Origin of the sequence: Halohasta litorea (assembly GCF_024494645.1) — an archaeon.
Lineage (GTDB): Archaea > Halobacteriota > Halobacteria > Halobacteriales > Haloferacaceae > Halohasta > Halohasta litorea.
In genome coordinates this window covers 107,740-130,017 of sequence record NZ_JANHDJ010000006.1, presented here as the reverse complement: position 1 = coordinate 130,017, position 22,278 = coordinate 107,740, and the positions used below count along the sequence as shown (strand labels likewise).

Below are 22,278 nucleotides of genomic sequence, written 5' to 3'. Positions count from 1 at the left end.
TGTTAGACGACGAGGAACGTCCAGCCGGCCATCAACACGTAGAGGCCGATTGCAGATCCGAGTGCTTTCCCTCCACTCATCTGTTTCGAGAGAGCGATAAACAGCCCTGTCGTCGAAAAGAGGAGTAGCACGAGGACCGCCAACTGGAGTGGGCCGATTCCGAGCGGTAACATGAGCGGAACCTGAAGCGGTGTACTGAGCGCAAGCGGTAATGTCGGCATTTTCCTATCTGACGGTTGGGGGAGACTGTCTTAGAGATACCGGTCAGATCGGGTGGTGTGACTTTGTACTATAAGGTATCATTGGATGGGTGTGCGAGTCGGTTTAGTAACTTACGTTGACAGAGGATGTTATATACTCTCGCTCGGAATATAAGATATGGCGACTCACCAGCGTTGGGTAGAGACACATGAAAAGAGGGTCGAGCTGGAAGAAGAGCTTGAAAGTAGACTCTCAGACTTCGAACACATAGTCGTGAGATGGGAGCTGGACACATTTGTTCAAAATTTGGGGAAGTTAGGATACAATCCTGCGGCGTACATCTGTAACAACCCTAATTGCGAGAAATTCGACTATGAGAGTCGAGTAGCAGGAGAAACCGCTTGCGGGATGTATCTGTCTCAGAATTACCCGCTATCTGGCACGGAACAAGAGGAGTTACTGGAGAAGGGAATGGAGGCAGTGGATGTCCCCCTCCATTCTGTTTCGGTCCCGCTTGAGACAATCGAGATTGTCGTCGGACCAGAAGATCTTTCGGAGGAGTTCAAGATTCTGGGGTGGTATTGTAGCACCGAATGTGCCCGTACAAGTGATACTCCGAGTGGTTATTTTGCGGTGACTTGTTCTGTATATGTTCTCCATCCCCCAGATATCAAGCGAACGTCTGTCGCCCCTGATATCCACCGAGTCTTAGGCCCCACGCCAGACCGGCCTCGGCATCGGGTTGCGGATTTTTTGGCTGGTATTGAAACTCACCATTAGAACGCCGGCACGACCTCGTACGATGATGTATGATTGTTCGGTTGTACGAGACGCCCCTGTGGTCGAAAAAACTGTTCCGCAAACGTTGGGTCTCGGTGCTAGATAGCTCGTTAGAGCCGGACCGCTTCGCCGTTTTTGCTGAAGAGGTCCGGGGCACGGAGTTCGACCTGCGTCGTCGCGCCTGCGGGCGACACGATGTCGAGGGTTGCCTCCTGACCCTGGCTGAAGGCCGTTCCGTCGTCGAACGCGCCCGCGGCGGGGTTGATCAGGATAGTGTAGTCATCCTGGTCGTTGAGGACAGGTGACGACTCAAAGTCTCCGTCTTCACCGACAGCGAACTCGTTCGCTCCGAGGTCAGTGACACTGCTTCCCCCCGTAGTCGTGGTACTCTCGGCTGCGCTGCCGGAGTCCACAGTCTGGGTGACCTGTGTGTCGAGAACGGAACTGTCGCTGGTGTCTTGGAGGTCAACAACGAATTCGTCTCCAGCCGAGAGCGACCCTCCGGTGTTGATCTCGTTGTCTCCACTACCGGCCGAGTCGAAGGTGAACGACTGACCGTCAAGGTCGGCTCCTGTCACCGTCGTGGTGTCGTCCGCAGTGGCGGAAACACCGCCAGCGTGGTACTCGAGAACCAGATCCTGATCGGTGTCGGCTGCGTCAAGACCGTCGATGTTGTTGTAGCTGATGGAGATGGAGACACTGGTGTCACTTGCACCGATGGCCGGAGCGGACAACTGAGTCACCTGCGAACCGCCGGATGTAGAGTCAACGAAAACCAGATTCTCCTGCCCACCCGGCCCGACGGCTTGGATGGTGGTTTCAGAGAGATCGATCTGACCCGCACCGGGAGCGCCCGTGACTCCGAGGCGAATCTCGTCGAGCGTGCCTGTACTACTGTCGCCGACAACACCAACCTCGCTGTTCACGTTGACACGCTCTGAGACGAGGTCCGTGCTTTCTTCGCCCGTTGCTTCGGCCTGCGTCTGAAGGAAGCCGGCCGTGTTGATGAGAACGCCTGCGGCGATCGCAGCGACGAGAACCATCGCGATGAACACGATGAGCGTGCCGATACCGACCTGGCCTCGGTCCTCTGTGTTAGTGATGAACTCGAACATCGTTACAGCCTCACCGAATTTTCGACGACGGTACTCGGGATACGGATCTCCGTGGTGGTTGACGCCCCCGAAGCCGTTGTGAACGAAACGGAGAGGGAGTCACCCTCTGCGAGCACGTAGCCCAGTTCGTCCCCGTCAGCGACTCCGATGTCGTTGTCGGTGGTGAGCGCGATGGAGACCTCTGCTCGGTCACCATTATCGGTCAGCACGTTGTTGCTGCCCCCAGTGAAAATGTCGATCGAGGCGGAGCTATCGTCAAGCTGAATGGTTTCTTGTCCGTCTGCCCCAATCAACTCTGCCGATACTTCGTCCAAGTCGATGTTACTGGCACCTGGCGACTGGGCGACCACGAACTGCAAGTGATCGACGTCACCGGCACTCGGGTCGTCGAGGTACCCCGACTGACTCACGATCTGGAGCCGGTCGCTGACCTGCTGTGTACTCTCTTCGCCCGTTGCTTCGGCCTGCGTCTGAAGGAAGCCGGCCGTGTTGATGAGCACGCCTGCGGCGATCGCGGCGACGAGAACCATCGCGATGAACACGATGAGTGTGCCGATACCTACCTGCCCTCTGTCTGTGTCTTGTGTCGTCATGTTGTTGTCATTGTGCCCGTCCGTCCGTTGAACGGGTGGTTCACTACCATCTGCCGTAGTGGGCTAGTCATGATCTGCCACTCCGGAGTGCGTCGCTGTCTGGCTACATAGGGGGTCGCTGGGGTTCGAACCCAGAGCTGCCTCGCGTGAGTTGGAAAGGCCGGACGATTGTACAATGTTCGAAGTTGTCTCACAGCTAAGGTGTTCTGCCGTTTGAACTACGGCCCCTGTTGCGGTTGCCCGAGGTGATCGGGCGTCTTCTATCTATTTGATTCCCACACCCCAAACGGGATATATAAATAAAATCTAGAGGCGGCCTCTCTACCCAGTCCGGTCTACTTCGATCCGATTTGGAACGCCCTTAGGCCGTTTCATATCTGCGGGTTGGAATTATTCGAAGAGGTCCGCAAGGGCGATTCCTGAAACTCGGTGGAGGGCCTCCCAGTAGGTTTCCGGCTCTGTGCTTACTCGCTTGAACGTAATCCGCATATCTGCGCTGTAGCCCTTCGCGTTTTTCCACTGGATATGGAGTCGGTCTTGGCCCCACCGGTTGTCGTCTTTGATCCTGACGAAACCGTACGGGTCGCCAACCATCTTCGGATTAATGAAGTCGGCTACCTCTTGAGCACTGTAGATACCTTCGTCGCGAGCGGTGTTGGTGTCGATGGGGAACTTAAAATCGTCCTGGCGGTCGCACTTGAAGCGTCCCGACACGGTGTGTGGGTTGAGCGTGTCCGTCTTGTCGTCGTATGTCAGGACTGTTGCCCGGTCTGGTTCAGGGGTCTCTCGAACGAATCGGAAGGGCTGAGAGCAGTCTGTGTTGAGACATCGCTTGATTTCGATCGTCTTGGTTCCCTGCTCTTCGATGCGGATCGGTTTCCCCGTTCCATCGTGCGTACAGCTGGGACAGGACCGAGTGTCTGTGTCTGGGAGATACGAGTGAAGCATCTCCAAGCCGTTCGTTTTCAGCTTGTAGATATCCCCGAACTCGCCGAGGAGGTGTGCTTTTCGAACGCCGCCTGTTTCACAGTCTGCGAGTGTGTCGACCCACGCGACGCCACCGGCTGAGCCATCGGTCATTCCTGCTGCGAGCTTCCCATGCGTACCGTCTTCGCCGACGACGATGAGGGGGTTCTTCCCGAGGATGGTGAATGACTCGTCGACGACGACGTACTCCGTCCCGGCGATCCAGAGGACGTCCCCTTGCTCACAGTTGAAGACTTGTTCGGGAGTGGTGATTGTTTCTTCAACCGCCGATTCGTCTACTTCAGGGGCGGCGATGGTCGTATAGTCGATATCTGAGAGCGTTACAGCACCGCTTGATTGGGTTGTTGATCCGGTCATATCTCTTCTCACCTATTCCGAACTCCGCATCACTCGATCTGGTGGATAAAAACTTCAGGTCCAGTGGTTCAGATCGCTTTGTCCGTCGCCGGAGTCTGAGTCTGTTTCTGTGTCTTCATCGTCCGACTCCGGTTCGGGGTTGTCCGTCGGGTCTGCGTCTTGGTCGCCGCCTGCCTTCCTGACGTGGGTGATCTGCTCGCCGTTGTTCTTTGCGGTGATCTCGTCAATCGCGGTGGAGAGTGCGTCCTCGAGTGTGGCGTTGTCTGTGAAGACTGGGCGGAATGGCTCGTAGTTCGCGAGGCCCATCACGGTCCATCCTGAATGGGTGGTTGCTGGATTCGTCGGGTAGATCGCGATCGAGTAGCGCGTTTCCCCTTCCGCACGGAGCAGCGAGATGTGCTCCTCGATGTTCGTGGAGACCACCCAGCCAGACGGAAGATCGGGAATGTCGTGGTGGGCCATGTTGTTATCGGGAAACTGGTGTCTGAGGGTTTGACCTTATCGCTCTATATCTCCCCGAGGACGCACACGAGGTGATTCGCTGCGGGGGTATCGCTGTTGTGGATGTGGAGTGAATTCATGTTGTCCACCCAGGCGTACTCTGCGAGTGCCTTGAGAACTGGGAGTAGTACCGTGTAGGCGTCGAGCTCAACGAATTCGGTCGTGATGAACGATGTTCGGTTGCCGACCTCGGCTATTGCTGGCTCGAATGGGGTCTCGTCGAACAGGTCGGTTGGGAACTGTTCTAAGCCCCCTCGGTTGACGATGATGCTCAGCTTTGTATTGCGAGTGGGGTTCGAGACGTGCTTGAAGTTAACCGACACAGCTTCCGGCTCGTGAGTGATCGTGACGCTCTGCTCGGTCTCTTCGTAGGTGAATTTCCGGTTCTCGTTGTCGGAGTATGGGTAGGTGGTCATGGTCATGGGATGATCGTCGCGACGACGTGGGAGTGATGGTCCGATTCGACCGTCTGGACGTTGAGCCAGCAACCACCGGGATACTCCCAAGCGTAGTTCGCGACTGTCGAGAGGATGTCGACCAGTTCTTCGTACGAATCCACGTTGTGGAGTTCGGTCGTGAGGAAGAAGTGAGCGGAATCCTCGTGGACCGTGTCGATCTCGAAGTCGGTCTCGGCGAACGGCCCGACGAGGTGGTCTGCGATCAGGTGTTCGTATGCGACGACGCTGAACTTGGTCGGGGCGTCTTCATACGCCTTATCGAACGTCACCTCTAGCGGCTCATCTCGGTGTGAGAGCCGGACTGAGTGTTCGGTTTCGGTGTAGTCGATACAGGTCTCGGTGCTTGTTGCTGGGTGGTGTGCTGAACTCATGAGAATTGATTCGGTGCGGGCTACAGATCGACGCTGGTCTCGTTGATGGCCTCGACCAGGTCGTCATGGATCCGGTCTGTGAGATCGAGTTCGTCCGCTTCGAACCGATCCAAAGCGTCGAGTGCGATGTCGGCTTCGTCGGAGCTGGTGATCATGATGGTCGGGTTCTGTTGAGACCGACCTTCCCAGAGTCGCTTGAAATTCGACACCTGCTCGGCGTTGCCGTACTCTCCGCCGATCGCCTCTTTGAGGAGGCTGCTGAGTGCGTCGTCGACGTCGACAGCCTCCTTTCGGGTGACTTCGACCTCGATGTATGCCTCCGCGTCGGTGCTGACCTCAGCTACGTTTCTGTCGAGTGTCTCGAACGCTTCGACGGTGATTGTATCCATGTGTGGTGTCTCCTTAGACTCCCCTACATCTCCTTTCGGGGGCTACAAACTCTCTGAGGTATCCAACTGGCTCTTCTCGGCCACCGTGGTCAAGTCCTCGGTCAGTATCGCACTCGCAGCGGGATTTGACGAAACGGTGGTGTACGCAGACTTCGACTCGAGCCACTCGGTGAGATCGTCCGGGTGGCTGGGATCGACGAGAGGGGCTGTCGCCTTATCCTTCTGTGGCAACGAATCGCTTGAATCGGATGCGGTTAGTCTGAGTTGGTTATGCGACAGTCCGAGCTTCAGACTTTCCTTGGGGACGCAGTCGGGCGCGTCTGTGGCCCAATTGCCACTCACCAGATCGTGTCTGACCAGATCCCACGGCGTGTCTTCTGTGTCGGGGAGGTAGTTCCGAATCGGGACTGGTAGGTGGTGGAGGAGAGAGATGAGGTCGATAAGGCCGTCTCTCGGGTCTACGTACTTGCGTTTTGTTCCGCCGAGAACGGAGAAGTCACCGGGATTGTCCCCGACACTGTGGCCGCGAATCCCGAGCATTGGCGACTCGTCGTCCGGGGTGTATGACCGTATCTTCTCCCCGTTGGTGTAACCGACGACTTTCTCGGTTCGGAGGTGGTACTTGTCGTCTCGATTGGCCCCGCGATCGTTTAGCGAGAGCTTGAATCTGACCAGCGAGCCGCCTTTGCCGTACTCCGCATCGTAGGCGGGTCCGTCTGCGAGATAGCTCACGTGAGTGGCATCGTGGGTGACGAGCTTCCACTGGCCAATTGTGTCCGGAAGCGCATCAACGCCGTCTGGGATTCTGTTCGTTCGGTATCGCCTTTCCTCCGGGTTGAGGGGCGTGACGATCGATTGCTCTCGAAGAAATGCTGGGTAGTGTTCGATGATGTGCGACTCGACATCTTCGTACAGGTCTGCGAGGGGGGTCTTGGACTGAGACGCCGTGGTCGGTGTAGGTGTAGTTCTCTTTCCCGCGTTGGACTGTTCGGACTGTTCGTCCGTTTCGTTCTGTTTCTGTGGTGTATTCTGTGATGACGGGGTGTCTGTTGTCGAAAACGCCGAGAGAGACTCTTGTGTGTCGGTCATTCACCCTCTCCGGTGATGTCGTGGTGCGTGGCGAATGCGAAGAGGAGTTCTCTGAACGCCTCCGGGCTCACATTGTGATGGTCGAGCTTGGATTTCTGGTCGATCGTGTTCGAGAACTGGGTGAGGATGCCACCTGCATCGATGGGATACCGGCCAAGCGCGTGTTCGACTCGGGGAAGTCGGAGCAGCTGCCGGTCAAAGGCGAGCTCGGTGTCGAGGTCGTCCCGCATGAACTCGGCCATCCGCCTCACGGCTTGGCCCCACTCTGGGTAGGTCGTATCACCCCGCCCGTTCACCCAGTCTGAGTCAGTGATCTCGGTACGGATGTACGGTAACAGTTTGTCTAGCCGGTCCGTTCGGTCGTGATCGGTGACGTCGAGCGTCTCGACAGGGGCGACCTCGGTGGGTTCATCGGGGCCGTCGCCGGCAGGGACGAATCCGACTCGGTCGGGGATGTCGTCGCTGTAAGAGTGCGAGTGGGCGAGGACCCCGGCGAACTGAAGGCCGTGGTCTGCTGAAGGTCCGTGGTAGAGCCGGTATGATTCGGTGTGGCCGTCCGTCTTTGCGCCGACTAACAGCGGCTCGTCCATCTCGTTGATGGTAACGGCCGTTCCCCACGAACTGAGGGCGGTGAACGCCTCCAGTACGTGAGCGGACGCTGATTCGCTGATCTGCTCTACCGAGGTGGGGACCCCGGCTAACTCGAAGTCGCCGATCGTGGTGCTGGATTCACTCATGAGTATTCTATCTCTGATGGGCTCTTTTCGAACCCCTCCACCTCTAATCCGGGGGAGAAAAACTCACCCCCGGCGTGGTGGGTGGGTGTCTCTTGTCAATTGCGTCCGCTATCAGATTGTAACGATTGACAAGACCGGTTCTGCTACTCGTTGTCGAGTTCCGCGAATGTGGTCTGCCCAGTCGGATCGGTTCCGTCTGCTAACTCCTTGAGTTTCCCGCGCTGGTCGAATAGTTGGACCCCCTCAAGCGGGTCCCAGATCGTCACACTGGCGTCGAGGGCGTCTTTCAACTTCTCTGCGTAGTCTCGCCCCATCAGGATGAGAACCTTGTCTGCGTGGCCCACGTTGCCTGCGACCTCCTCGGCCAACTCCCACTGTTCGTCTTCGGGGAGTTCTGAGATCTGCTGGTCGTACCACGGGAGCTTTTCGTCGGGTTCGACGTAGCCGAACTTCCCAGAGAAGATCGCCCACTCATCGCAGTTCGCTTCGAGGGCGTCTCTCCGGGAGTCGAACAGCCAAGAGTCGTAGAGGTGTTGTGCCTCGATCTTGCCTTGGAAATCGTCGTCGACGCTCTTCGACTTGCTACACGCCGTTATTCCGACTACTGTTTGGTCTGACATGGTGTTAGTCCTTCTTTCGGCCGAGGAGGAGGAGTCCGAAGAGCGTCCCCCACGCGAGGATCTGTCCAGAAGTGCCAGCTACTCCGAAGATGACTGGTAGAAACAGAAAGAACAGGATTGCGATGCTGATCGCTTTCAGCCAGTCGGCGTCTCCCGACCGAGCGGCGTGATAGACGACGGCGAAGAGGGGCCAGGGAGCCATTATTCTGGAGTGTACTTCTGAAGCTGGTCATATATCTGTTCGTGTTTTGGCAGGGACTTGAGGATCTTCTCGATCTCTCGTTGTGACCCGGTGTGTGTCTCTCCGTCTCCGAAGAGCGTCCATGCGAGTGTGTCGGCGGTCACCCGCTCGTCAGCGAGACGCTGGATCTTCCGGCTGGTCTTCTCGCCGATTCCGTCGAGGGATTGGAGGGTCGTTTGGAGCCGCGGTTCGGGGAGTGGTGATTCGAGGACCGTCCTGTCTGGTTCGATGACCGTTGGGTCCGGTGGGTGGTCGATCGTCGTGATCTCGATGTCCGAACAGCCGAACCTCACGTCGCGAGTGAACGCTGTATTCGGGGTGGGCGGTGTCTTTTTCGACCCGCTCATGTAGCACGTGGGACCGTCTCGGTACCGCGAGTTGGAATTCGGATTCATCCCGATCTGATAGTAGCCGCCTCGCGGATTTGCGACGACGACTGCGGTCACTGGAACTGTCTTCTCTCCGAGCGTCCCTCGCGGGATGACCGCGTGTGTTTCGTATGGCTCGGAGATGACGTCGAGCCGGGTCGCGTACTCCGGCGTCTCGATCTTGTCGCCGGGAGAGAGGCTGTCGAACGCTTCTTGATGTTGTTCTTTGGCCTTCTCTTGCGCCCGTTTTTCGGGATTCAGATGTTCGAGTTCGCCGGCTTCCCAGTGGGTCAGCGCCTTCGCTGCGCGTTGGCTGTCGTGGTCCGTTTTGGGGACGAATACCTGATACGAGCCGAGTCGCTTCGTCTCGGTGGTGTCTCGGCTGTGCTTGGCGTGTCGGAAGAGCTCTCGATACTCCACCTCGACGGTCGCGTCGACGGTCCTGGTGTCTGTGAGGCGTCCAAGGACGAATCCGCACCCCATCGGTGTGTTCATTCCCCCACCGGTCACGAGAAGTGGGTGACCGTTGAGCTGGTCCAGTAGTCCTGCTACCTCGTTGCGGTGTTCGATCTCCGCGGTTGGCCCCATACCGCCCGACCCGGCGAGGTGAGTGAACGTTACTGAAACTGTCCCCTCTGGGATACACAACGAGACGCTGATCGTTGATCCGTCGGTGAGCGCGCCGATCTGGCTGTCGGGATACTCGCCCTCGGTAGATTCGAACTGGCTGTGGCTGGGGACACTGATCGGTTCGGGCGGTGTATCTGCGGGCTCTGGCTTCGTTCGGGCTGTCTTCCCGTCGAACTCCGAGAGCGCGGGTTGGGAGTCACTCATTGAAGAGTGGGGGGTATTCGACGGGGCCATCAGTGACGATACCCTCCGGGGTGAGCTTCGCTGGCGGCCCTCGGAAGTACAACTCGGCGGTGTGGCCTACCTCCTGGGCGATACTGAGCGTCGTGATGATGTTGTGGTCGTCGACGTCGTTCGCGACTGTCCACTCGGAGGCAGGCGCGGTCAGCGTGATCCCTCGCTCTGACCCCCTCGCGGGAATCGACTCGACGATGATGACGGGCTCGTCCTGCGCTTTGAAGCAGAGAGTGATCTCACCAGTCGTGTCGGCGTAGTACGGCTCCATCTGGTACTTGACTTGGGAGTCGCCTCCAATGTCCGTGTCTACCTGCTCGCCAACTGTTTCTCCGATCGCGACGAATTCCTCCCGGCTGAGCCCGGTCTGGCTCATCGGTGGCTTCCGCTGTGCTTGGGCATTATTACACATCTTCTACTACCACTCGGAGGCTAAAAACAGACTACTCCGCTGCTGAAAACCGGCTCAACTGCTGATTGTTCTGCTGTCGCCGCTCGATCTGTCTGGCTTCCGAGCAGGGGATACAGAGGTATTCGCCAGCGAGTTCGGTGTCGTCCGGAACTTCCGTGTACTCGTCGATATCTGCGACGTCTTCCCAGCAGTCGACACAGACATCGCGAAACTTGAGGTCGGATGTGAACTCCGGAGAGAGTGGGTACACTCCGGTGGTCGCGATCACGTCGTAGGCCGTGATGTAGTGGGCTTCCTTGAACACACCGTAGAGGTCGCCTTCGATGTGCTCTTCGTGGTAGGCCTCTGCGTCGAATTGGGTGTACACTTCCGCGAGAACAGCTCGGTGCTGTCTGTTCCAGTGTGTAGCGATCGCTTTCGCCATCTCGGGGATGCTAGCCTCGGGAAAACTCACCCCACAGTGAGCGCAGGAGCAGCTTTCGAGCGGGAAGTTGATCTCTGATAGTCTCTCAGTCATGGGTGGCGAATCGGGGTAGTGGTTGTATTGAACGTTGGACCCGCTCTATTTAGCTCTCGGTGTTCGGCGATTCTGCCTCTGTCTCATGAGGCTCCTGGAAGAGCTCGGTTGGTTCCTCCTCTTCGTTGATCATCAGCGTGTCGAGGTCCGTAATCGCTGAGAAGCGGTCCATCGCCGCTGCCGGGGTGAGCTCTTCGTAACAGGAGTGGAGGGCTTCCCACTCGTCTTCGATACAGTGCCGGGTGTGGACGTGGTAGCTGTAGTGGTTCGGGATCGACTCCCCCTGCTTGCTGGGGGCTTCGATGAGGAACTCTTCGTTTGTCGGGTCGAACGGATTGGGGTGCTTCTTGACGATGTGGACCGGGAACTGGTCGCGATCGTCGATGAGTAGCCGACCGTGTTCTCCCGTGTCGATATACAGATCCTCAAGGCCGGTCTGAGGGCACGTCTTCGTCGCGACCGCCAGATCGAGAACGTCGGTGGCTTCTCTGACGATCTCCTTCAGATCAGTCCCAGTTGACTGGTGTTCCCACGGCTGTTCAGCCCCCGCTCGGTGTTCCATTTCGAACTCCTGATCTGACGGGACCACCCTCACGAACTGCCCCGTCTCGGTGTTGTACAGTTTGAGGTTCGCGGGTGAGAGTTCCGCAAGACAGATGAGGTACTCTGGACTGGGAGCGAGCACGGCGGCATCGGTGTCGTCTGGGTGTGAGTGGTTAGAATCCATAGATGGAGACTCCTTTAACAACAGGACACACACAACGTGTGGTATAAACTCTATCCCCCGTCTGTGTTTGACCCTCAACACTTTTGATGGGGTGGTGTGAATCGGTGGGTAAGAGACAGCGGCCAGCCGCTGTATCAACAATGAGTGACGAACACACGAATTCGAACGGAGAAGTGGATAGTGACGACGCTGCTGAGCCGGAGGAAGCGGTGGAGTCTGAAGATGGACACCCCTCCTTAGTGCTCGTTCTAGCGGGGGTCGCGGGATTCGGCATCCTCATCGGAACTGGCGCTCTCATTGGGGTTGAAGCGTACACCGTGGATTGGGATGGTGAAGTCGAGCTGGTCTCGGAGGGCGAGACTGTTGAGACGTTCTCTGTCGTTCACGCGGACACGCAGTCGGAGAAAGAGTCCGGGCTCGGTGGTGTCTCAGAACTTGAAGCAGGTACGGGAATGCTGTTCCTCCATGACGAGATGCGGACGTTTACCTACGCGATGCCACGGATGGAGTTCGACATCGATATTCTATTCATCGATGATTCGTGTGTCATCCAGGCGGTTCACGAGGCGGACGCGCCGACCGGAAACGAGACCGGGGTCGAGCCGCATCATCAGTACCGAGGTGTTGGGAAATACGTTCTAGAAGTCCCCAAAGGGGCCGCTTCTGGTGTTGTTGAACCGGGCGATTCCGTGCGGATCGACGGCGGTTGTGAGGCATAACTCACGCTGACGAACGCGGTGAATCGTCGAACGCCGGCTTCGTTGTCCCGGTGATCTCTTTGTTCCATCTGTTGAGCCGGTTCTGGAAGATACAACCACGGGGGGCAGAACGTTTCTCGGGGGCCAGTTGTTCGGCCCACCAGACGCCGTCGACATCGAGGTCGCTGGCGTACCAAATCGGCAGTAGCCCTTCTATCAGGACTGGTGAAGCGTGTTCCGGCGCTTGTCTGAACGCTTTGTTCCAGTAGTCCACTCCTTTCGCGGCAAGTGTGAGGATTGGTTCCTCAGCGTATCTCGACTGTCTGGATGCCGCTTCTTCCTGAGCAGTACCTTCGTCTTTGACTTTCAGATACCGCTCGTCGCCGTTTTCGTCGGTGAAGGTCACACGATAGCCGGTGACCTCGGTGATGTATTCCGCATCGAGACACCAGGCCCGTTCGGCTTCTAACTCGGCAGTTGGGTCGACGTAGTAGAACTCCGCTTGTCCGTTTGAGAGCTCGTAGGTATGGAGGGTTTCGTGGGTTGCTGTGCCGTCTCCTCGGATGATCCCTTCCCACACGTCTGGGTGGACTGAGATAGAGAGTTCACCCCCTTCCTGTGAGGTGTATGGGACGGCTCGCTCTTCATCGAGGTTCCCGACATGGTAGACTGTCGGTAAGGAAATCGTCTCACCGTGGGCTGCGTTTCTGTGATTCATTCTGTGGGTTCTGGGGCAGATCGGGGTTAGTACCCGAAGACCGGCGTTCCGGTTTCGGCTGTCTCTGGAGTGACCCGAAAATCGCGGACTTCCTCTTCTGTGAGGCTCTTCGTCTCGTCAAATCGCAGATCGGCCAATTTGAGTCTGTCTTGAAGATCTACCACAACCCACGCCTTCGGGTAGTGTTTGTCTCTGGGGTCAGGCGTGTAGACGAGCTGGTAGAGGTGGAACGTTGCTCCTCCGTAGGATGCTGATGTGGGGACGTTCTGATGCTCGGTCGTCTCTCGACAACGCTCTGTGCCTTCGCTAGCCTGTGTGGTCATTCCTCGGTCACGCCTGTCGTTTCGCGGGCGACTTTCTCTCGTGCTTCATTGAGAGTGTCGCAGGGTGTCGTGTCCACGGTCTCGTCGTCGTCTCCGTGGTGGTGTTCGACGAGGATGTCTGGGTGGTTGTCGTCGTCTTCGGAGGTCGTCCAGATGATGTACTGCTCGCCATCTTTGTTCTCGTACGCCTCGACGCAACTGGCGATCGTGCTGTCGGGCTTCTCCGGCATCTCGACCCAGCCGGTTTCGTTGAACTGTTTACACCGCCCGATCCACTGGCGCTGTGACTCAACGATTGCGTCGACGCCTTCTACAGCGGTTACTGCTGGGTGCTTGCTCACTTCTTTTGAAGCGGCTTCTACCGCAATGAGGGACTTGGAGAGGCCGAGCTGGGCTTCGACGCGGCGGAACTCTGCGGTGCCGTTGATGATCGAGAACAGGACGTCTGTCTCGTAGGGTTCCGCAATCCCCGGTGTGTAGAACTCGACGGTCAGCGTGATCGTCGACGGCGAGCCCAACTCACCGCCCGATGACTGATAACCAGTGATTTTTGGCGGGTCGGGGAGGTGGGTCGGCGGTGGTCCGGTCTGTTCTGTCTGCTTGAGGGTCGTGGTGTCGCTCATGTTGGATTACGCATGTCCGGCCGGCGTGTTCTCGATGCTGTCTAGGGTAGTCGTCTCGGTGCTCGTGTCCGGTAGGAGCTTGATTACCCCGAGCGCGAGTTGGTTCTGGAACTCTTGTGCGTCGATTTCGTCACACTGCCCATCTTCATCGACAGTGACGACGCTTCCAACGAGCTTTGGTTCCTCTCGCTTTCCACGGATGTCGATAGTGTGGATTCGTTTCTCTTCGCCGGTACGGGTGTGTTCGTACCGAGTAATGCTACTCCGCTTCAGTTCTTTCAGCGACTTGATGTTGGTCATTCGGTGGTTCTGTTTGGGAGGTTGAGCGCGATCGGGTAGATGTCCGGCCCCACTTCGTCTTCGACTTCTTCTGCGACCTTTCGGTGGGCGTTCATTACGGCGCGCTGGAGGGGTTGGTGACCGTATCCGAGTTCTCCTAATCCGATGGAGTGAGCGTCGTACGAAGTCTCGATCACGAAGCAGTCTGCGTAGGCTGCGTAGATTCGGATGTATCCTTCGTGGACGGATTCGAGGTGTCCTTCCAGCTCCTCATCGAGGAAGTAGGCCTGGTACTCACGGAGGAGAGACATGAAGACCTCGAGGTCCGGCTGGTCATCCTCCGTCTCGAAGGCGGCTTCGAGTGCCTGTTGTGCTTGGGCCTGCGTAACCGGCGTTTCCATCAATTCCATAACTCACCCCTCTCGGTTTCTAAAAATTCTCCCTTGGCGGCTTCTGTAGGTAGCTATCCCCCCGTCAGGGTGCCGCTCGGTCTGCTCACACCCTGTGTCTCTACTGAGGCGCGGCGGAAAGTTGAGCCAAAGATACTTGATAAGTGACTGAGTACGAGTTGTAATGAGCCAAGACGATGATGGGTCAGGGTTTGTCTATCCCGATCCGGATTCCGATTCGGAGTCTGAGGCGATAGAATATCCCGAAATGGAGTCGCCTACTGATGGGGGCGGTGGTAAGTCTACTATCGGGTTGTGGATCCGCGACGGAAGTCTCGGGTTCGGGATCGTGATTGTAGGGTTGCTTCTACTTACGGTGGCTGCTGGCGTTTGGCCGCCGATGACTGTAGTTGAAAGCGGGAGTATGGAGCCGAACATCAACCAAGGAGACATGACTATCGTGTCGGCTCCTGATCGGTTTGTGAACGAGAACGCTGACGAGAACGGCGTCGTCACTCACGACTTCGCCGTTCAGGAAGGGGTCGAGAACCTCGGCGGATACGGGACGGTGATCGTGTTTCAGGATCCACAAACGAACGGTCCAGCAACGATCCACCGTGCCATGTTCCACGTTGAGGAGGGTGAAGACTGGTTCGAGCGGGCGAATGAATCGTTCCTTCACGGGGCGACATCGTGTTCTGACCTCCGGAACTGCCCTGCTCCAAATGCTGGCTACATCACGAAGGGAGACAACAACCCGTACTATGACCAAGCTATCGGCCTGTCCCGGCCGATCGACGGTGACTGGATAAGCTCGGTTGCTCGCGCGGATGTCCCCTACGTAGGCTGGATCCGACTGATCTTCTCCGGTCGGCTCATCGTCTAGCTGCTAGGACTCACTATACTCGATTTCGAGACCGTCGTCTGTCCACTCGAAGTCGTGAATTGACGCATCGCTGGGGATGTCAGCGGCCTCGAGGAGCGATTCTATCGGGAGAGTAGTGGTTGTCATGGGTTGGGCGTGTTAATCGAAGTGGTAGCCGACCTGGGCGCTTCCGTCGTCGTTCTGTTCGATGTCCTCCGTACAGATACAGCTCCCACCGAGTTTCTCGATGAGGTCTGCGAACTCGTGGACTGACGAAACGTTGAAATCGGCTCCCGTCGGGTAAGGGAGGTCGTGGCGGTGGGAAGTGACGACCGTTAGTAGGTCGAATTCGTCGTTCATCTCGATCAGGGTTCCGATGGTCCGGTTCATCGGTGCGCCCTGTAAGTCGAGATCGCGGTGGATCTCGCTGGACTCGTCAACTGCCTCGGTGAATTCGTCGATGTCGGTGTATACTCCGTTGTGCATGGGTCTAGGGGGAACAGGATTCGATCTGGGTGCGGTCGTGTCGCTGCTTGATTTCGCTTGGGGATTCGTAGGTCTGTGCGATCGCGGTGATGATCGGTCGAATCACGTCTGTGTTCAGCCGTCGGTCTGTGCCTTCTAACGAGTAATCGCTGTCACTCGCTTGTCCGTCTTCAGGGGGGAGCGTCCACTCATCGACAGTCCACGCGAGCCACTCGCCGCCTTGGGGGTCTCGGATGTAGACACAGCCGTCGTCGACGACCGTCGCGAACAGCGGGAGTTCGTCCCGGTGATCAACGTCGCTCTCGTACCACTCGACGAGCTGGCGAATGAACGCCAGAACCTCGTTGGGGTCGGCGGTCTCGGTCAGGTCCTGCTCGACCTCTCCGTCATCGACGACGTGGACTGCCCGGTCTTCGGCGATGTGCGTATGCCGAGAATTCACCGAACGGTGTGGCGGGGTATCTCGGGCAGTCACGCTACTGCGTCCATGGTTGCCGGGTCGATTTTCCCCTGCCGCCAGTCCTGATACAGTCCAGTGATCGGAACGCTCCACTGGCCGCTTCGGGCATCTTGCGGGTGGTTCACCGTGGGGTCGGCGAGGACGAGCCGATCGACGGCTATGTCGATGGATTCGATCTGGTGGGCCTTTCCGTTCGCGAGGTAGACATCCCCGCTTTTCAGCCCCATCTCATCGATCAACGCTTGCGTGTAGTTGATCGGGTTGATGGCACTATGGATATCTTCGTCATACCAGTGGGTGAATCCCTCCTCTGGTGATTTTACCTTCTCCATCTCAACCCCATCGGTGGACAAAAACACCGGCGCTGCGGTCTCTGTAGTCGATCAGGTGGGTGCGATGAAGCAGCTGTGAATGCTACAGTGAAGGCGTCTTTGGTGTTAATGAGTCCGCTTCGAATTCCTCAGGTAGCCGTAGAACACCGTCTTGATCCTCAATTAGTGGGAGTGTGGTTTCGTCTGAATACTCATCAGACGCTACGTATTCCCGCACCTGATCGCTATAACGGCTATATATTTTATCAGAGATTGCTTCTCCAATTCCATTTACTCCTTGTAGCCGTTTTTTATCCGCAAGTATGATCGATTCAAATGAATCAAACTCAACACCTAGCTTCCTTCTAATACTCCGAGTTACCGGCAGTTGCGCCTTCGATTTGTCGATGATGGTCTTTAATTGACAGATATTAACGTCATCGACCACCTCCTTTTTGCCGTCATCGAGTGTGAAATACTTATGTGAGTAATTATTGTCGCCCTCTCCGGTTCTTAGCCTTACTGATTCAAAATCTTGAGCGACGTTCTGTAGCCAATCGGGAATCTTGTAGGTGTCAACCACGTTGTCGCGGTTGGGTAACTGTTCAGTTGATGTCGCTGTTCTATATTTAATAAGAACCAGAAAATGTTGTCTGAATGTGTTATGGATGCTCGCCAGATCTCCCGAGGTGAACCTGTCGATGGTCTCGTCTGAATAAGTATCTACTAGCTCGATTTCACAGTGGCCTGCACTATCTGGCTTTTTTGCCCGGAGTTCCTCTACGACCTCTTCTGCTTTTTTTGATTTCATATATGAACAGCACACCCTTCTAATGTATAAAACCACACTGCCCCTGTTAGAGTTGCTTGTGTCTGTTTCTCGGTATTCGTCGGGCGTGTTGTTGGCTGGCTGAAATTCTCAGCGGTTCAGGCGGGTGACTCGGTGCGAGTGAAGGAATCCTGTGACCGGGCCTGACTCTTTGCATCACCGGGGTCCATCTGTGTCACGCGGCCATCGACGATGACCCGGTCTGTGTAGATGAGAACCTCCTCTCCGCTATCTGTGACCCACGTTTCATCCGGACTGTCGTACTTCACGTGGGAGAGCTCCCAGCTATCCAGAGTCTCTTCGTCGGGGAGGTCGCTCACGTACGCATACCGGCTGTGATCCTCGGGATACTCGACGGCGTCTGCCGCGTTCGCGAGGGCCTTCTTCGCTCCATGCGGGAACGGTCTGTACGGCGAGTAGATCGTCTTGAATTCGTCTCGCTCAGGCGGGCTGTCGTCTAGGTTGTTGGCGTGTGTCATTTGTCGGTAGGGTCCGGGCTTAGTTTCGATTTGATTTCGGCGGAGTTCATCGATTCGAGCTCTTCGAGCGTGTACTCACAGGTGGGGTCGGCGTCGAGGAAGAGCTTGTAGGTGTTCCGGACCGTCACTTCGCTCGCTAGTCCGGATTCGTCGACGGTGTTCTGTGTCATCTGCGTTCCGAGGGTGATGCTGGCCGCATAGAGGGCGACAGCAGCGAGCGCACTCGGCTTCCGACCGGAGATGTGGTTCGTCTCCGAGAGATGGTTGGTCAGTCGCTTCGCTTCTGTGACGACTCGCTCTGAGGCATCCAGTTCGTTCGCGAATCGCGGGATGTAGACCTCGGGCGTCGTCGGCTTGATGGGGAGCTTCAGTTTCTTGTCGATCGCGGACTGGGCTCGTCTGATGGCTGCCCGTTCGACTCGTGAAACGTGAGCGAACTCGTCGAAGGTCCGGGGGATGCCCTCTAACTGCGCGGCTAAGTAAGTCGCACCCGTTGCGACGGCTTCGATGGATCGTCCGAGCAGGACTTTCTGCTCGGAGGCTTGCCGAAAGATGACTGCGCCCGTTTGTGCGATGTTAGTCGGTAGCCCCAGTGCAGAGGTCATCCGCTGGATCTCGGTGAAGCCCTTCTTGTTGTTGCGATCGCGGACGTCCTGCGTTCGGAATCGCTCGTCCCATTTCCGGAGTCGAGACATCCGCCTCCGCTTTCGCGTGGAGATCCGATTCCCGTTTGCGTCTCTGTCCTGCCAGCTGATCTGAGTCGAGAGGCCCTTATCGTGTAAGGCCTCGGAGACCGGTGCTCCGACTCGGCTGTTGTCCGTTTCGTGATCGAAATTCCGCCAGTCGGGGCCGTGGTCGATTCGGTTTTCCTCGACGACCATCCCACAGTCAGCACAGTGACGCTCCCCGGCGGCCTCGTCAGTGATGATTGTGCCCTCGCAGTCAGGGCAGGTGGTTTCGTCTTGGCGACTGCTTGCCGGCTCTTGGCGTGTTTCTTCGGGTGAAATGGCCGACGTGGTCGCGGCTTCTTGCGATGCGGTTACTACGGATGTTCGGTGAGTCATTAGTGGGTGATTGGAGTGATCTGTCTGGGATCTACGGTGGTGCTTCTAAGGAAACCCCTTCGCACAACTCCGGGGGACAAAAACAAGGAATCATATCTATTCTATCAGGAAGTTCCCCCGCTGTCGTCATTTGATATTCCGCCCGTTTCGGCCCCATCTATCTCCTATAAACAAGGTTTATATTGAGGGGCATCAGAGTATAATTCGCAATGTCTGACCTAATCGTCAAAGCGGCCGTAAAGGAAGCCCTGGATGACAGCAACGTGGCGGCGGACTTCTACGACGCACTCGATGCGGAAGTCGAGGAACTGATCTCCGACGCCGCGGCCCGAGCTGAGGCGAACGATCGGAAGACGGTCCAGCCGCGCGACCTGTAGATACCGGTCTACTACCCTCTTGTAGTTGCGGTTTCGGCGCTAGTATGGTGGTGAGTTGAGTCCAGCTCTGCTGTTTGAGGGCTCGGTGTACTTCGCGATCAGTTCGGCATCAGTGACCGTTCCGTCTTGGCCGATGGTCGTCTTGATGAAAAAGCCCTTGAGTAGAGTGCCGTCGCTATCACCCTCGATCTCCTCGTTGTCGTCGTCGTACCATCGCTGGCACGCAGTCACGATCGGGGCAGGCGGCGGTTGAAGATGGGAGACTGCCGGCGTGCGAATCGACCTGCTCGTGAGGGGGTCGATTAGCGTGTCTGTATCCGGAATGTGAAGATTCCAGTAAAGCGTCGTCTCGTCTTCTGGCCACTCTTCACAGAGGGCGGCCATGTCTGCGATAATTTCGTGTGTGGCTCGCTTGGTGTCTAACGGAGCAGTTGTCCGGTGGTGGATGGGGGCGATATTGACCCACCTGATGTTGACTCCGTCACTCGTCGCGTTCCTGAACGCTTCGAGGGCAACTTCCTCTTCGACTGCGATTGTATATTCTGTTTTTGCGGGGTTCATACGTTTCCTATCCACGCTAAGCGGGGCGCAGGTCTTCGACTCGCACTGTACCTATCTGACTGGTTCTGTTCTTGGTGACTCACTAACAGGTATGTCACAGTATTATAGTTTCGCTCAAGTAGGGTCTTGGAATCTACTTCCAAGTATTTGTTGTTTCTATGAAAAGTCTTGGCCGACCGGTGACTATTGCTGGTTGGTCGGTTTGCGCTGTGGGAGACGGGGTTTGATCAGGCCGAACGTGTAGCGCCCGATGATGATGATGCTCACGAACATCGAGATGATGACGACTGTGGGGTCCTCGCCGCTCGCGATGAGGCCAACCGACGGGACGATGACGTACGTCCCCAAGATGATTCGGTGGGCGACGTCGTCCGCCCGCATCATGTAGTTCATCGAGTACGCAACGGTCCCCGCGACGGTCCCGGCGATCAGAATGCCGATTGCGAGAGTGAGAAGCGTTGTGAGTGGTGTCATGGGTGTGTTCTGCGTGGCTGTGGGTTTGAACTTATGGGTGTGCCCGCGTCGGGCCGTCTGCCGGAGATTCCGTGTTCGAGCGAACGAACTTCCGGAATCGTGAATGCGCCACGACTGGCGAGCAGTGTTCCGGCGTCGGGATAGACTCGGTGGTCTTCCGGCCGGTCTCCCCCACCTGCTCGATCCGTGTCACGCGAAAGTCCGTGCTTTTCGACGGCCCGGCGATCTCGATGAACACGTTTGTCTCTTCGTCTGAGGGCGTCTCTTTGCGGTAGCGGACGTGGAACTCGGTTCCATACCGAACGCCCGGTGACCGATCAAGGACCCACCCAGCCGGTGTTTCGAGCAGCTGCGCGTCGAACGCTGGGTGAGCCACGCCGCCGGGACTGTGCTGTCGCATCCAGCGGACGGCCTTGTCTCGAAGGTCGCTGGCCGAGGTGGTCGATTGGACCTTACCGTCAAATCCGTCCGGCACCATCGCGGCGTCTGCGCCTGAGACCCGGCTGTCGAACACCTTCAGAAACGAGTAGTCGCTGGGGTTGTGGTGGAGTTCGACTCGGCGTTCCGGCGTCGTCGTGCTTCGCCAGACCTCACGCGACAGCCTGGCGTGTGGATCGTACTCCCAGCCGTTGATCGCCATCGGAGCGCCCGGACAGAAGTCCCACGATGGGTCGAACGGTGACTCCGACTCCGGGTGGTACTCGACCGCGGCTGGCTCCCACGCAAGATACGGGTCGTCCGTGTCTTCGTGAGACTTCTCGAAGTAGAACTGCTTGAGGTGTGCGCTGCCCTGCGTGTGCCACCGCCCTTGGAGTATCCGGATGAGCTCGCTGGTCTCAGCGGTCTTCGTCGTCCACTCGTATCGCTCTGGGCGGTGAAGCACGATATCGAACTCTTTGTCACCGGCATGTCTCGCCCAAATCGCGTAGTCCCACTCCCACCCCGAGGGGTGTTCAGCAGGGCCGTCGCCGCTCGTCGCGTGGAGCACACGGTCGGCGTCGTACAGTGGCTCCAGTTGGGTCCACTCTGGTTGGGCTTTGAACCACGGCTCCTCGGTGGTGGCTTCTCCAAAGCTCGCGAGCCCGACTTGGTTCTCGAAGAGTGTGTCCAGCGTGATGCTGTTCGCGAAGTCCTCGTGAGCATCGATCGCGACCGTCTGTCGGGTCACCGGAGGGTTCTCGCCCGGCACGTTCCGTGGGTCGTCGATGCCGGCTTTCAGTTGGTCGATGGCCGCCTGTTTCGAGTCGGCCTCCCAATACTGGGCGTCGAGAAAGCGGGCTCGAACGATCGCCCAGCAGTCGTCTGCGAACGGCGGCCGGATCGAAATCGGCCACGTCGTGGTCATCGGCCCGTTGGGCGGCGTCGGCCCATCAGCTCGCGGGCCTGATCGAAGATTGCTTCTCGCTTTCCACGCCGGGACTCGCCAGTCGCCGTTACGGCGAGCGTGTACGGCTTCTCGTCGGCGTTGGGCAATCGGACCACGCGGATGGTCCCGCCGGCTGGGTGGCTCCATAGCGCCGTCTCTCGGCGTGGCGTGTCGGCTCCGCCGCCGACGAGGTGGGCGTCGAGGTTCCAGTCGTTCGGCGGTGTGCCGTTGATCGGGTCGAACCGTTCGCCGTCTTTCGGGTAGGGTCCCCCGCGGCCGTACTCGGTCTCTGTGGCTGGCATGGTCGCTACTCGTCGTCCTCGCGAAGGCCCCACGGATCCTCGTGAACACGCAGGTCGTACTCACTCAGGTCCTCCCGGAGGAATTCGCTCGGGTAGTACGTGTACCGTTCGTCGTCGAGGATCCACACCACGAGGCCGTGGTCGTACACTTCCAAGACGTATCTGACATCGGCGACCGTCCCGCCGTTGCGCGTGTTTCGGCGTTCGATAACGTCGCCGACGTTCACCGCGACCTCGGTCTCGTCGTCCGACTCGGTGTGCGGCTTCCGCTCTGGCGTCCCCGGCTTGGGGATGGTCGTCTGGTCGTATGCTTCTCGCAGATTTTCGGGGTTAATGGCTTCTGTCAT

General features: G+C 57.5%; 35 protein-coding genes, 1 tRNA gene and 1 pseudogene. 4 read left to right on the top strand and 33 right to left on the bottom strand.

The window, feature by feature from the left end; translation table 11 throughout:
- Positions 1-2: 2 nt before the first annotated feature.
- Positions 3-221 (bottom strand): hypothetical protein, encoded by a 219-nt coding sequence (locus tag NO877_RS14805; RefSeq protein WP_256397123.1) that lies wholly within the window; start codon positions 219-221, stop codon positions 3-5.
- A gap of 157 nt (positions 222-378) precedes the next feature.
- Here NO877_RS14805 and NO877_RS14800 point away from each other — a divergent pair, with 157 nt between their 5' ends.
- Complete coding sequence (locus tag NO877_RS14800) at positions 379-981, top strand: hypothetical protein (RefSeq protein WP_256397122.1); 603 nt, start codon at positions 379-381, stop codon at positions 979-981.
- A gap of 626 nt (positions 982-1,607) precedes the next feature.
- Here the strand turns inward: NO877_RS14800 and NO877_RS19865 are convergent.
- The 16 genes and pseudogenes from NO877_RS19865 to NO877_RS14720 form a co-directional block, all read right to left on the bottom strand.
- A pseudogene (locus tag NO877_RS19865) lies at positions 1,608-2,096 on the bottom strand (archaellin/type IV pilin N-terminal domain-containing protein); the annotation flags it as partial.
- Positions 2,097-2,098: 2 nt separating this feature from the next.
- Positions 2,099-2,689 carry an archaellin/type IV pilin N-terminal domain-containing protein gene (locus NO877_RS14790; RefSeq protein ID WP_256397120.1) on the bottom strand — a complete coding sequence of 197 codons (591 nt, stop codon included), beginning with the start codon at positions 2,687-2,689 and terminating at the stop codon, positions 2,099-2,101.
- Positions 2,690-2,799: 110 nt separating this feature from the next.
- A tRNA-OTHER gene (locus NO877_RS14785) sits at positions 2,800-2,917 on the bottom strand.
- Positions 2,918-3,079: 162 nt separating this feature from the next.
- Complete coding sequence (locus NO877_RS14780) at positions 3,080-4,033, bottom strand: hypothetical protein (protein ID WP_256397119.1); 954 nt, start codon at positions 4,031-4,033, stop codon at positions 3,080-3,082.
- Positions 4,034-4,087: 54 nt separating this feature from the next.
- Positions 4,088-4,495 carry a hypothetical protein gene (locus NO877_RS14775; RefSeq protein ID WP_256397118.1) on the bottom strand — a complete coding sequence of 136 codons (408 nt, stop codon included), beginning with the start codon at positions 4,493-4,495 and terminating at the stop codon, positions 4,088-4,090.
- A 44-nt stretch (positions 4,496-4,539) separates the two neighbouring features.
- Positions 4,540-4,956, bottom strand: coding sequence for a hypothetical protein (locus NO877_RS14770; RefSeq protein WP_256397117.1), 417 nt, complete (start codon positions 4,954-4,956; stop codon positions 4,540-4,542).
- Positions 4,953-5,363, bottom strand: a complete 411-nt coding sequence (locus NO877_RS14765) for a hypothetical protein (RefSeq protein ID WP_256397116.1) — start codon at positions 5,361-5,363, stop codon at positions 4,953-4,955. Before NO877_RS14765 ends, NO877_RS14770 begins: the two co-directional genes overlap by 4 nt.
- Before the next feature lie 20 nt (positions 5,364-5,383).
- Complete coding sequence (locus tag NO877_RS14760) at positions 5,384-5,752, bottom strand: hypothetical protein (RefSeq protein ID WP_256397115.1); 369 nt, start codon at positions 5,750-5,752, stop codon at positions 5,384-5,386.
- 42 nt (positions 5,753-5,794) lie between these two features.
- The gene (locus NO877_RS14755) at positions 5,795-6,841 is read right to left on the bottom strand and encodes a hypothetical protein (RefSeq protein WP_256397114.1); all 1,047 of its coding nucleotides are present in this window, start codon (positions 6,839-6,841) and stop codon (positions 5,795-5,797) included.
- Positions 6,838-7,578: a hypothetical protein gene (locus NO877_RS14750; protein WP_256397113.1), complete on the bottom strand. Its 741-nt coding sequence runs from the start codon at positions 7,576-7,578 to the stop codon at positions 6,838-6,840. Before NO877_RS14750 ends, NO877_RS14755 begins: the two co-directional genes overlap by 4 nt.
- 143 nt (positions 7,579-7,721) lie before the next feature.
- Complete coding sequence (locus NO877_RS14745; RefSeq protein ID WP_256397112.1) at positions 7,722-8,198, bottom strand: DUF6884 domain-containing protein; 477 nt, start codon at positions 8,196-8,198, stop codon at positions 7,722-7,724.
- 4 nt (positions 8,199-8,202) lie between these two features.
- Positions 8,203-8,400, bottom strand: a complete 198-nt coding sequence (locus tag NO877_RS14740) for a hypothetical protein (RefSeq protein WP_256397111.1) — start codon at positions 8,398-8,400, stop codon at positions 8,203-8,205.
- Positions 8,400-9,641, bottom strand: coding sequence for a hypothetical protein (locus tag NO877_RS14735; RefSeq protein ID WP_256397110.1), 1,242 nt, complete (start codon positions 9,639-9,641; stop codon positions 8,400-8,402). The genes NO877_RS14740 and NO877_RS14735 overlap by 1 nt, the downstream gene beginning before the upstream one ends.
- On the bottom strand, positions 9,634-10,083 hold the full coding sequence (locus tag NO877_RS14730) for a hypothetical protein (protein WP_256397109.1): 450 nt from the start codon (positions 10,081-10,083) through the stop codon (positions 9,634-9,636). Before NO877_RS14730 ends, NO877_RS14735 begins: the two co-directional genes overlap by 8 nt.
- Before the next feature lie 31 nt (positions 10,084-10,114).
- Positions 10,115-10,600 (bottom strand): hypothetical protein, encoded by a 486-nt coding sequence (locus NO877_RS14725; RefSeq protein ID WP_256397108.1) that lies wholly within the window; start codon positions 10,598-10,600, stop codon positions 10,115-10,117.
- Positions 10,601-10,649: 49 nt separating this feature from the next.
- Positions 10,650-11,327, bottom strand: coding sequence for a hypothetical protein (locus NO877_RS14720; RefSeq protein ID WP_256397107.1), 678 nt, complete (start codon positions 11,325-11,327; stop codon positions 10,650-10,652).
- A 140-nt stretch (positions 11,328-11,467) separates the two neighbouring features.
- On the opposite strand from NO877_RS14720, the gene NO877_RS14715 reads away from it, so the two are divergent.
- Entirely contained in the window at positions 11,468-12,046 is a 579-nt protein-coding gene (locus NO877_RS14715) for a DUF192 domain-containing protein (protein ID WP_256397106.1), read from the top strand.
- A 1-nt stretch (position 12,047) separates the two neighbouring features.
- On the opposite strand, the gene NO877_RS14710 is transcribed toward NO877_RS14715, so the two are convergent.
- The 5 genes from NO877_RS14710 to NO877_RS14690 are packed head-to-tail and all read right to left on the bottom strand — an operon-like array spanning position 12,048 to position 14,369.
- Positions 12,048-12,743 (bottom strand): hypothetical protein, encoded by a 696-nt coding sequence (locus NO877_RS14710; protein ID WP_256397105.1) that lies wholly within the window; start codon positions 12,741-12,743, stop codon positions 12,048-12,050.
- A gap of 26 nt (positions 12,744-12,769) precedes the next feature.
- Positions 12,770-13,066, bottom strand: coding sequence for a hypothetical protein (locus NO877_RS14705; protein ID WP_256397104.1), 297 nt, complete (start codon positions 13,064-13,066; stop codon positions 12,770-12,772).
- Complete coding sequence (locus NO877_RS14700) at positions 13,063-13,689, bottom strand: hypothetical protein (protein WP_256397103.1); 627 nt, start codon at positions 13,687-13,689, stop codon at positions 13,063-13,065. Before NO877_RS14700 ends, NO877_RS14705 begins: the two co-directional genes overlap by 4 nt.
- A gap of 6 nt (positions 13,690-13,695) precedes the next feature.
- Positions 13,696-13,989 carry a hypothetical protein gene (locus NO877_RS14695; protein ID WP_256397102.1) on the bottom strand — a complete coding sequence of 98 codons (294 nt, stop codon included), beginning with the start codon at positions 13,987-13,989 and terminating at the stop codon, positions 13,696-13,698.
- Complete coding sequence (locus NO877_RS14690; protein WP_256397101.1) at positions 13,986-14,369, bottom strand: hypothetical protein; 384 nt, start codon at positions 14,367-14,369, stop codon at positions 13,986-13,988. The genes NO877_RS14695 and NO877_RS14690 overlap by 4 nt, the downstream gene beginning before the upstream one ends.
- A 172-nt stretch (positions 14,370-14,541) precedes the next feature.
- Between NO877_RS14690 and NO877_RS14685 the strand changes: the two genes are divergently transcribed.
- Positions 14,542-15,243 (top strand): S26 family signal peptidase, encoded by a 702-nt coding sequence (locus tag NO877_RS14685; protein WP_256397100.1) that lies wholly within the window; start codon positions 14,542-14,544, stop codon positions 15,241-15,243.
- A 138-nt stretch (positions 15,244-15,381) separates the two neighbouring features.
- Here NO877_RS14685 and NO877_RS14680 read toward each other — a convergent pair whose 3' ends face one another.
- From NO877_RS14680 to NO877_RS14655, 6 genes are all read right to left on the bottom strand, one after another.
- Entirely contained in the window at positions 15,382-15,708 is a 327-nt protein-coding gene (locus NO877_RS14680; RefSeq protein ID WP_256397099.1) for a hypothetical protein, read from the bottom strand.
- A 4-nt stretch (positions 15,709-15,712) separates the two neighbouring features.
- Entirely contained in the window at positions 15,713-16,183 is a 471-nt protein-coding gene (locus tag NO877_RS14675) for a hypothetical protein (protein ID WP_256397098.1), read from the bottom strand.
- Positions 16,180-16,500, bottom strand: coding sequence for a hypothetical protein (locus NO877_RS14670; RefSeq protein WP_256397097.1), 321 nt, complete (start codon positions 16,498-16,500; stop codon positions 16,180-16,182). Before NO877_RS14670 ends, NO877_RS14675 begins: the two co-directional genes overlap by 4 nt.
- Before the next feature lie 82 nt (positions 16,501-16,582).
- Positions 16,583-17,290, bottom strand: coding sequence for a hypothetical protein (locus NO877_RS14665; protein WP_256397096.1), 708 nt, complete (start codon positions 17,288-17,290; stop codon positions 16,583-16,585).
- A 116-nt stretch (positions 17,291-17,406) separates the two neighbouring features.
- Entirely contained in the window at positions 17,407-17,787 is a 381-nt protein-coding gene (locus tag NO877_RS14660) for a hypothetical protein (RefSeq protein WP_256397095.1), read from the bottom strand.
- A complete protein-coding gene (locus tag NO877_RS14655; protein ID WP_256397094.1) occupies positions 17,784-18,851 on the bottom strand; it encodes a transcription initiation factor IIB in 1,068 nt (355 codons plus the stop codon). Before NO877_RS14655 ends, NO877_RS14660 begins: the two co-directional genes overlap by 4 nt.
- A 209-nt stretch (positions 18,852-19,060) precedes the next feature.
- Here NO877_RS14655 and NO877_RS14650 point away from each other — a divergent pair, with 209 nt between their 5' ends.
- Positions 19,061-19,228, top strand: a complete 168-nt coding sequence (locus NO877_RS14650) for a DUF1931 domain-containing protein (RefSeq protein WP_256397093.1) — start codon at positions 19,061-19,063, stop codon at positions 19,226-19,228.
- Positions 19,229-19,267: 39 nt separating this feature from the next.
- Here NO877_RS14650 and NO877_RS14645 read toward each other — a convergent pair whose 3' ends face one another.
- From NO877_RS14645 to NO877_RS14625, 5 genes are all read right to left on the bottom strand, one after another.
- Complete coding sequence (locus tag NO877_RS14645) at positions 19,268-19,789, bottom strand: hypothetical protein (protein WP_256397092.1); 522 nt, start codon at positions 19,787-19,789, stop codon at positions 19,268-19,270.
- Between the two features lie 183 nt (positions 19,790-19,972).
- Positions 19,973-20,263 (bottom strand): hypothetical protein, encoded by a 291-nt coding sequence (locus NO877_RS14640; RefSeq protein WP_256397091.1) that lies wholly within the window; start codon positions 20,261-20,263, stop codon positions 19,973-19,975.
- A 31-nt stretch (positions 20,264-20,294) separates the two neighbouring features.
- A complete protein-coding gene (locus NO877_RS14635) occupies positions 20,295-21,608 on the bottom strand; it encodes a hypothetical protein (protein ID WP_256397090.1) in 1,314 nt (437 codons plus the stop codon).
- Positions 21,605-21,931 (bottom strand): hypothetical protein, encoded by a 327-nt coding sequence (locus tag NO877_RS14630; RefSeq protein WP_256397089.1) that lies wholly within the window; start codon positions 21,929-21,931, stop codon positions 21,605-21,607. Before NO877_RS14630 ends, NO877_RS14635 begins: the two co-directional genes overlap by 4 nt.
- A gap of 5 nt (positions 21,932-21,936) precedes the next feature.
- Complete coding sequence (locus tag NO877_RS14625; RefSeq protein ID WP_256397088.1) at positions 21,937-22,278, bottom strand: hypothetical protein; 342 nt, start codon at positions 22,276-22,278, stop codon at positions 21,937-21,939.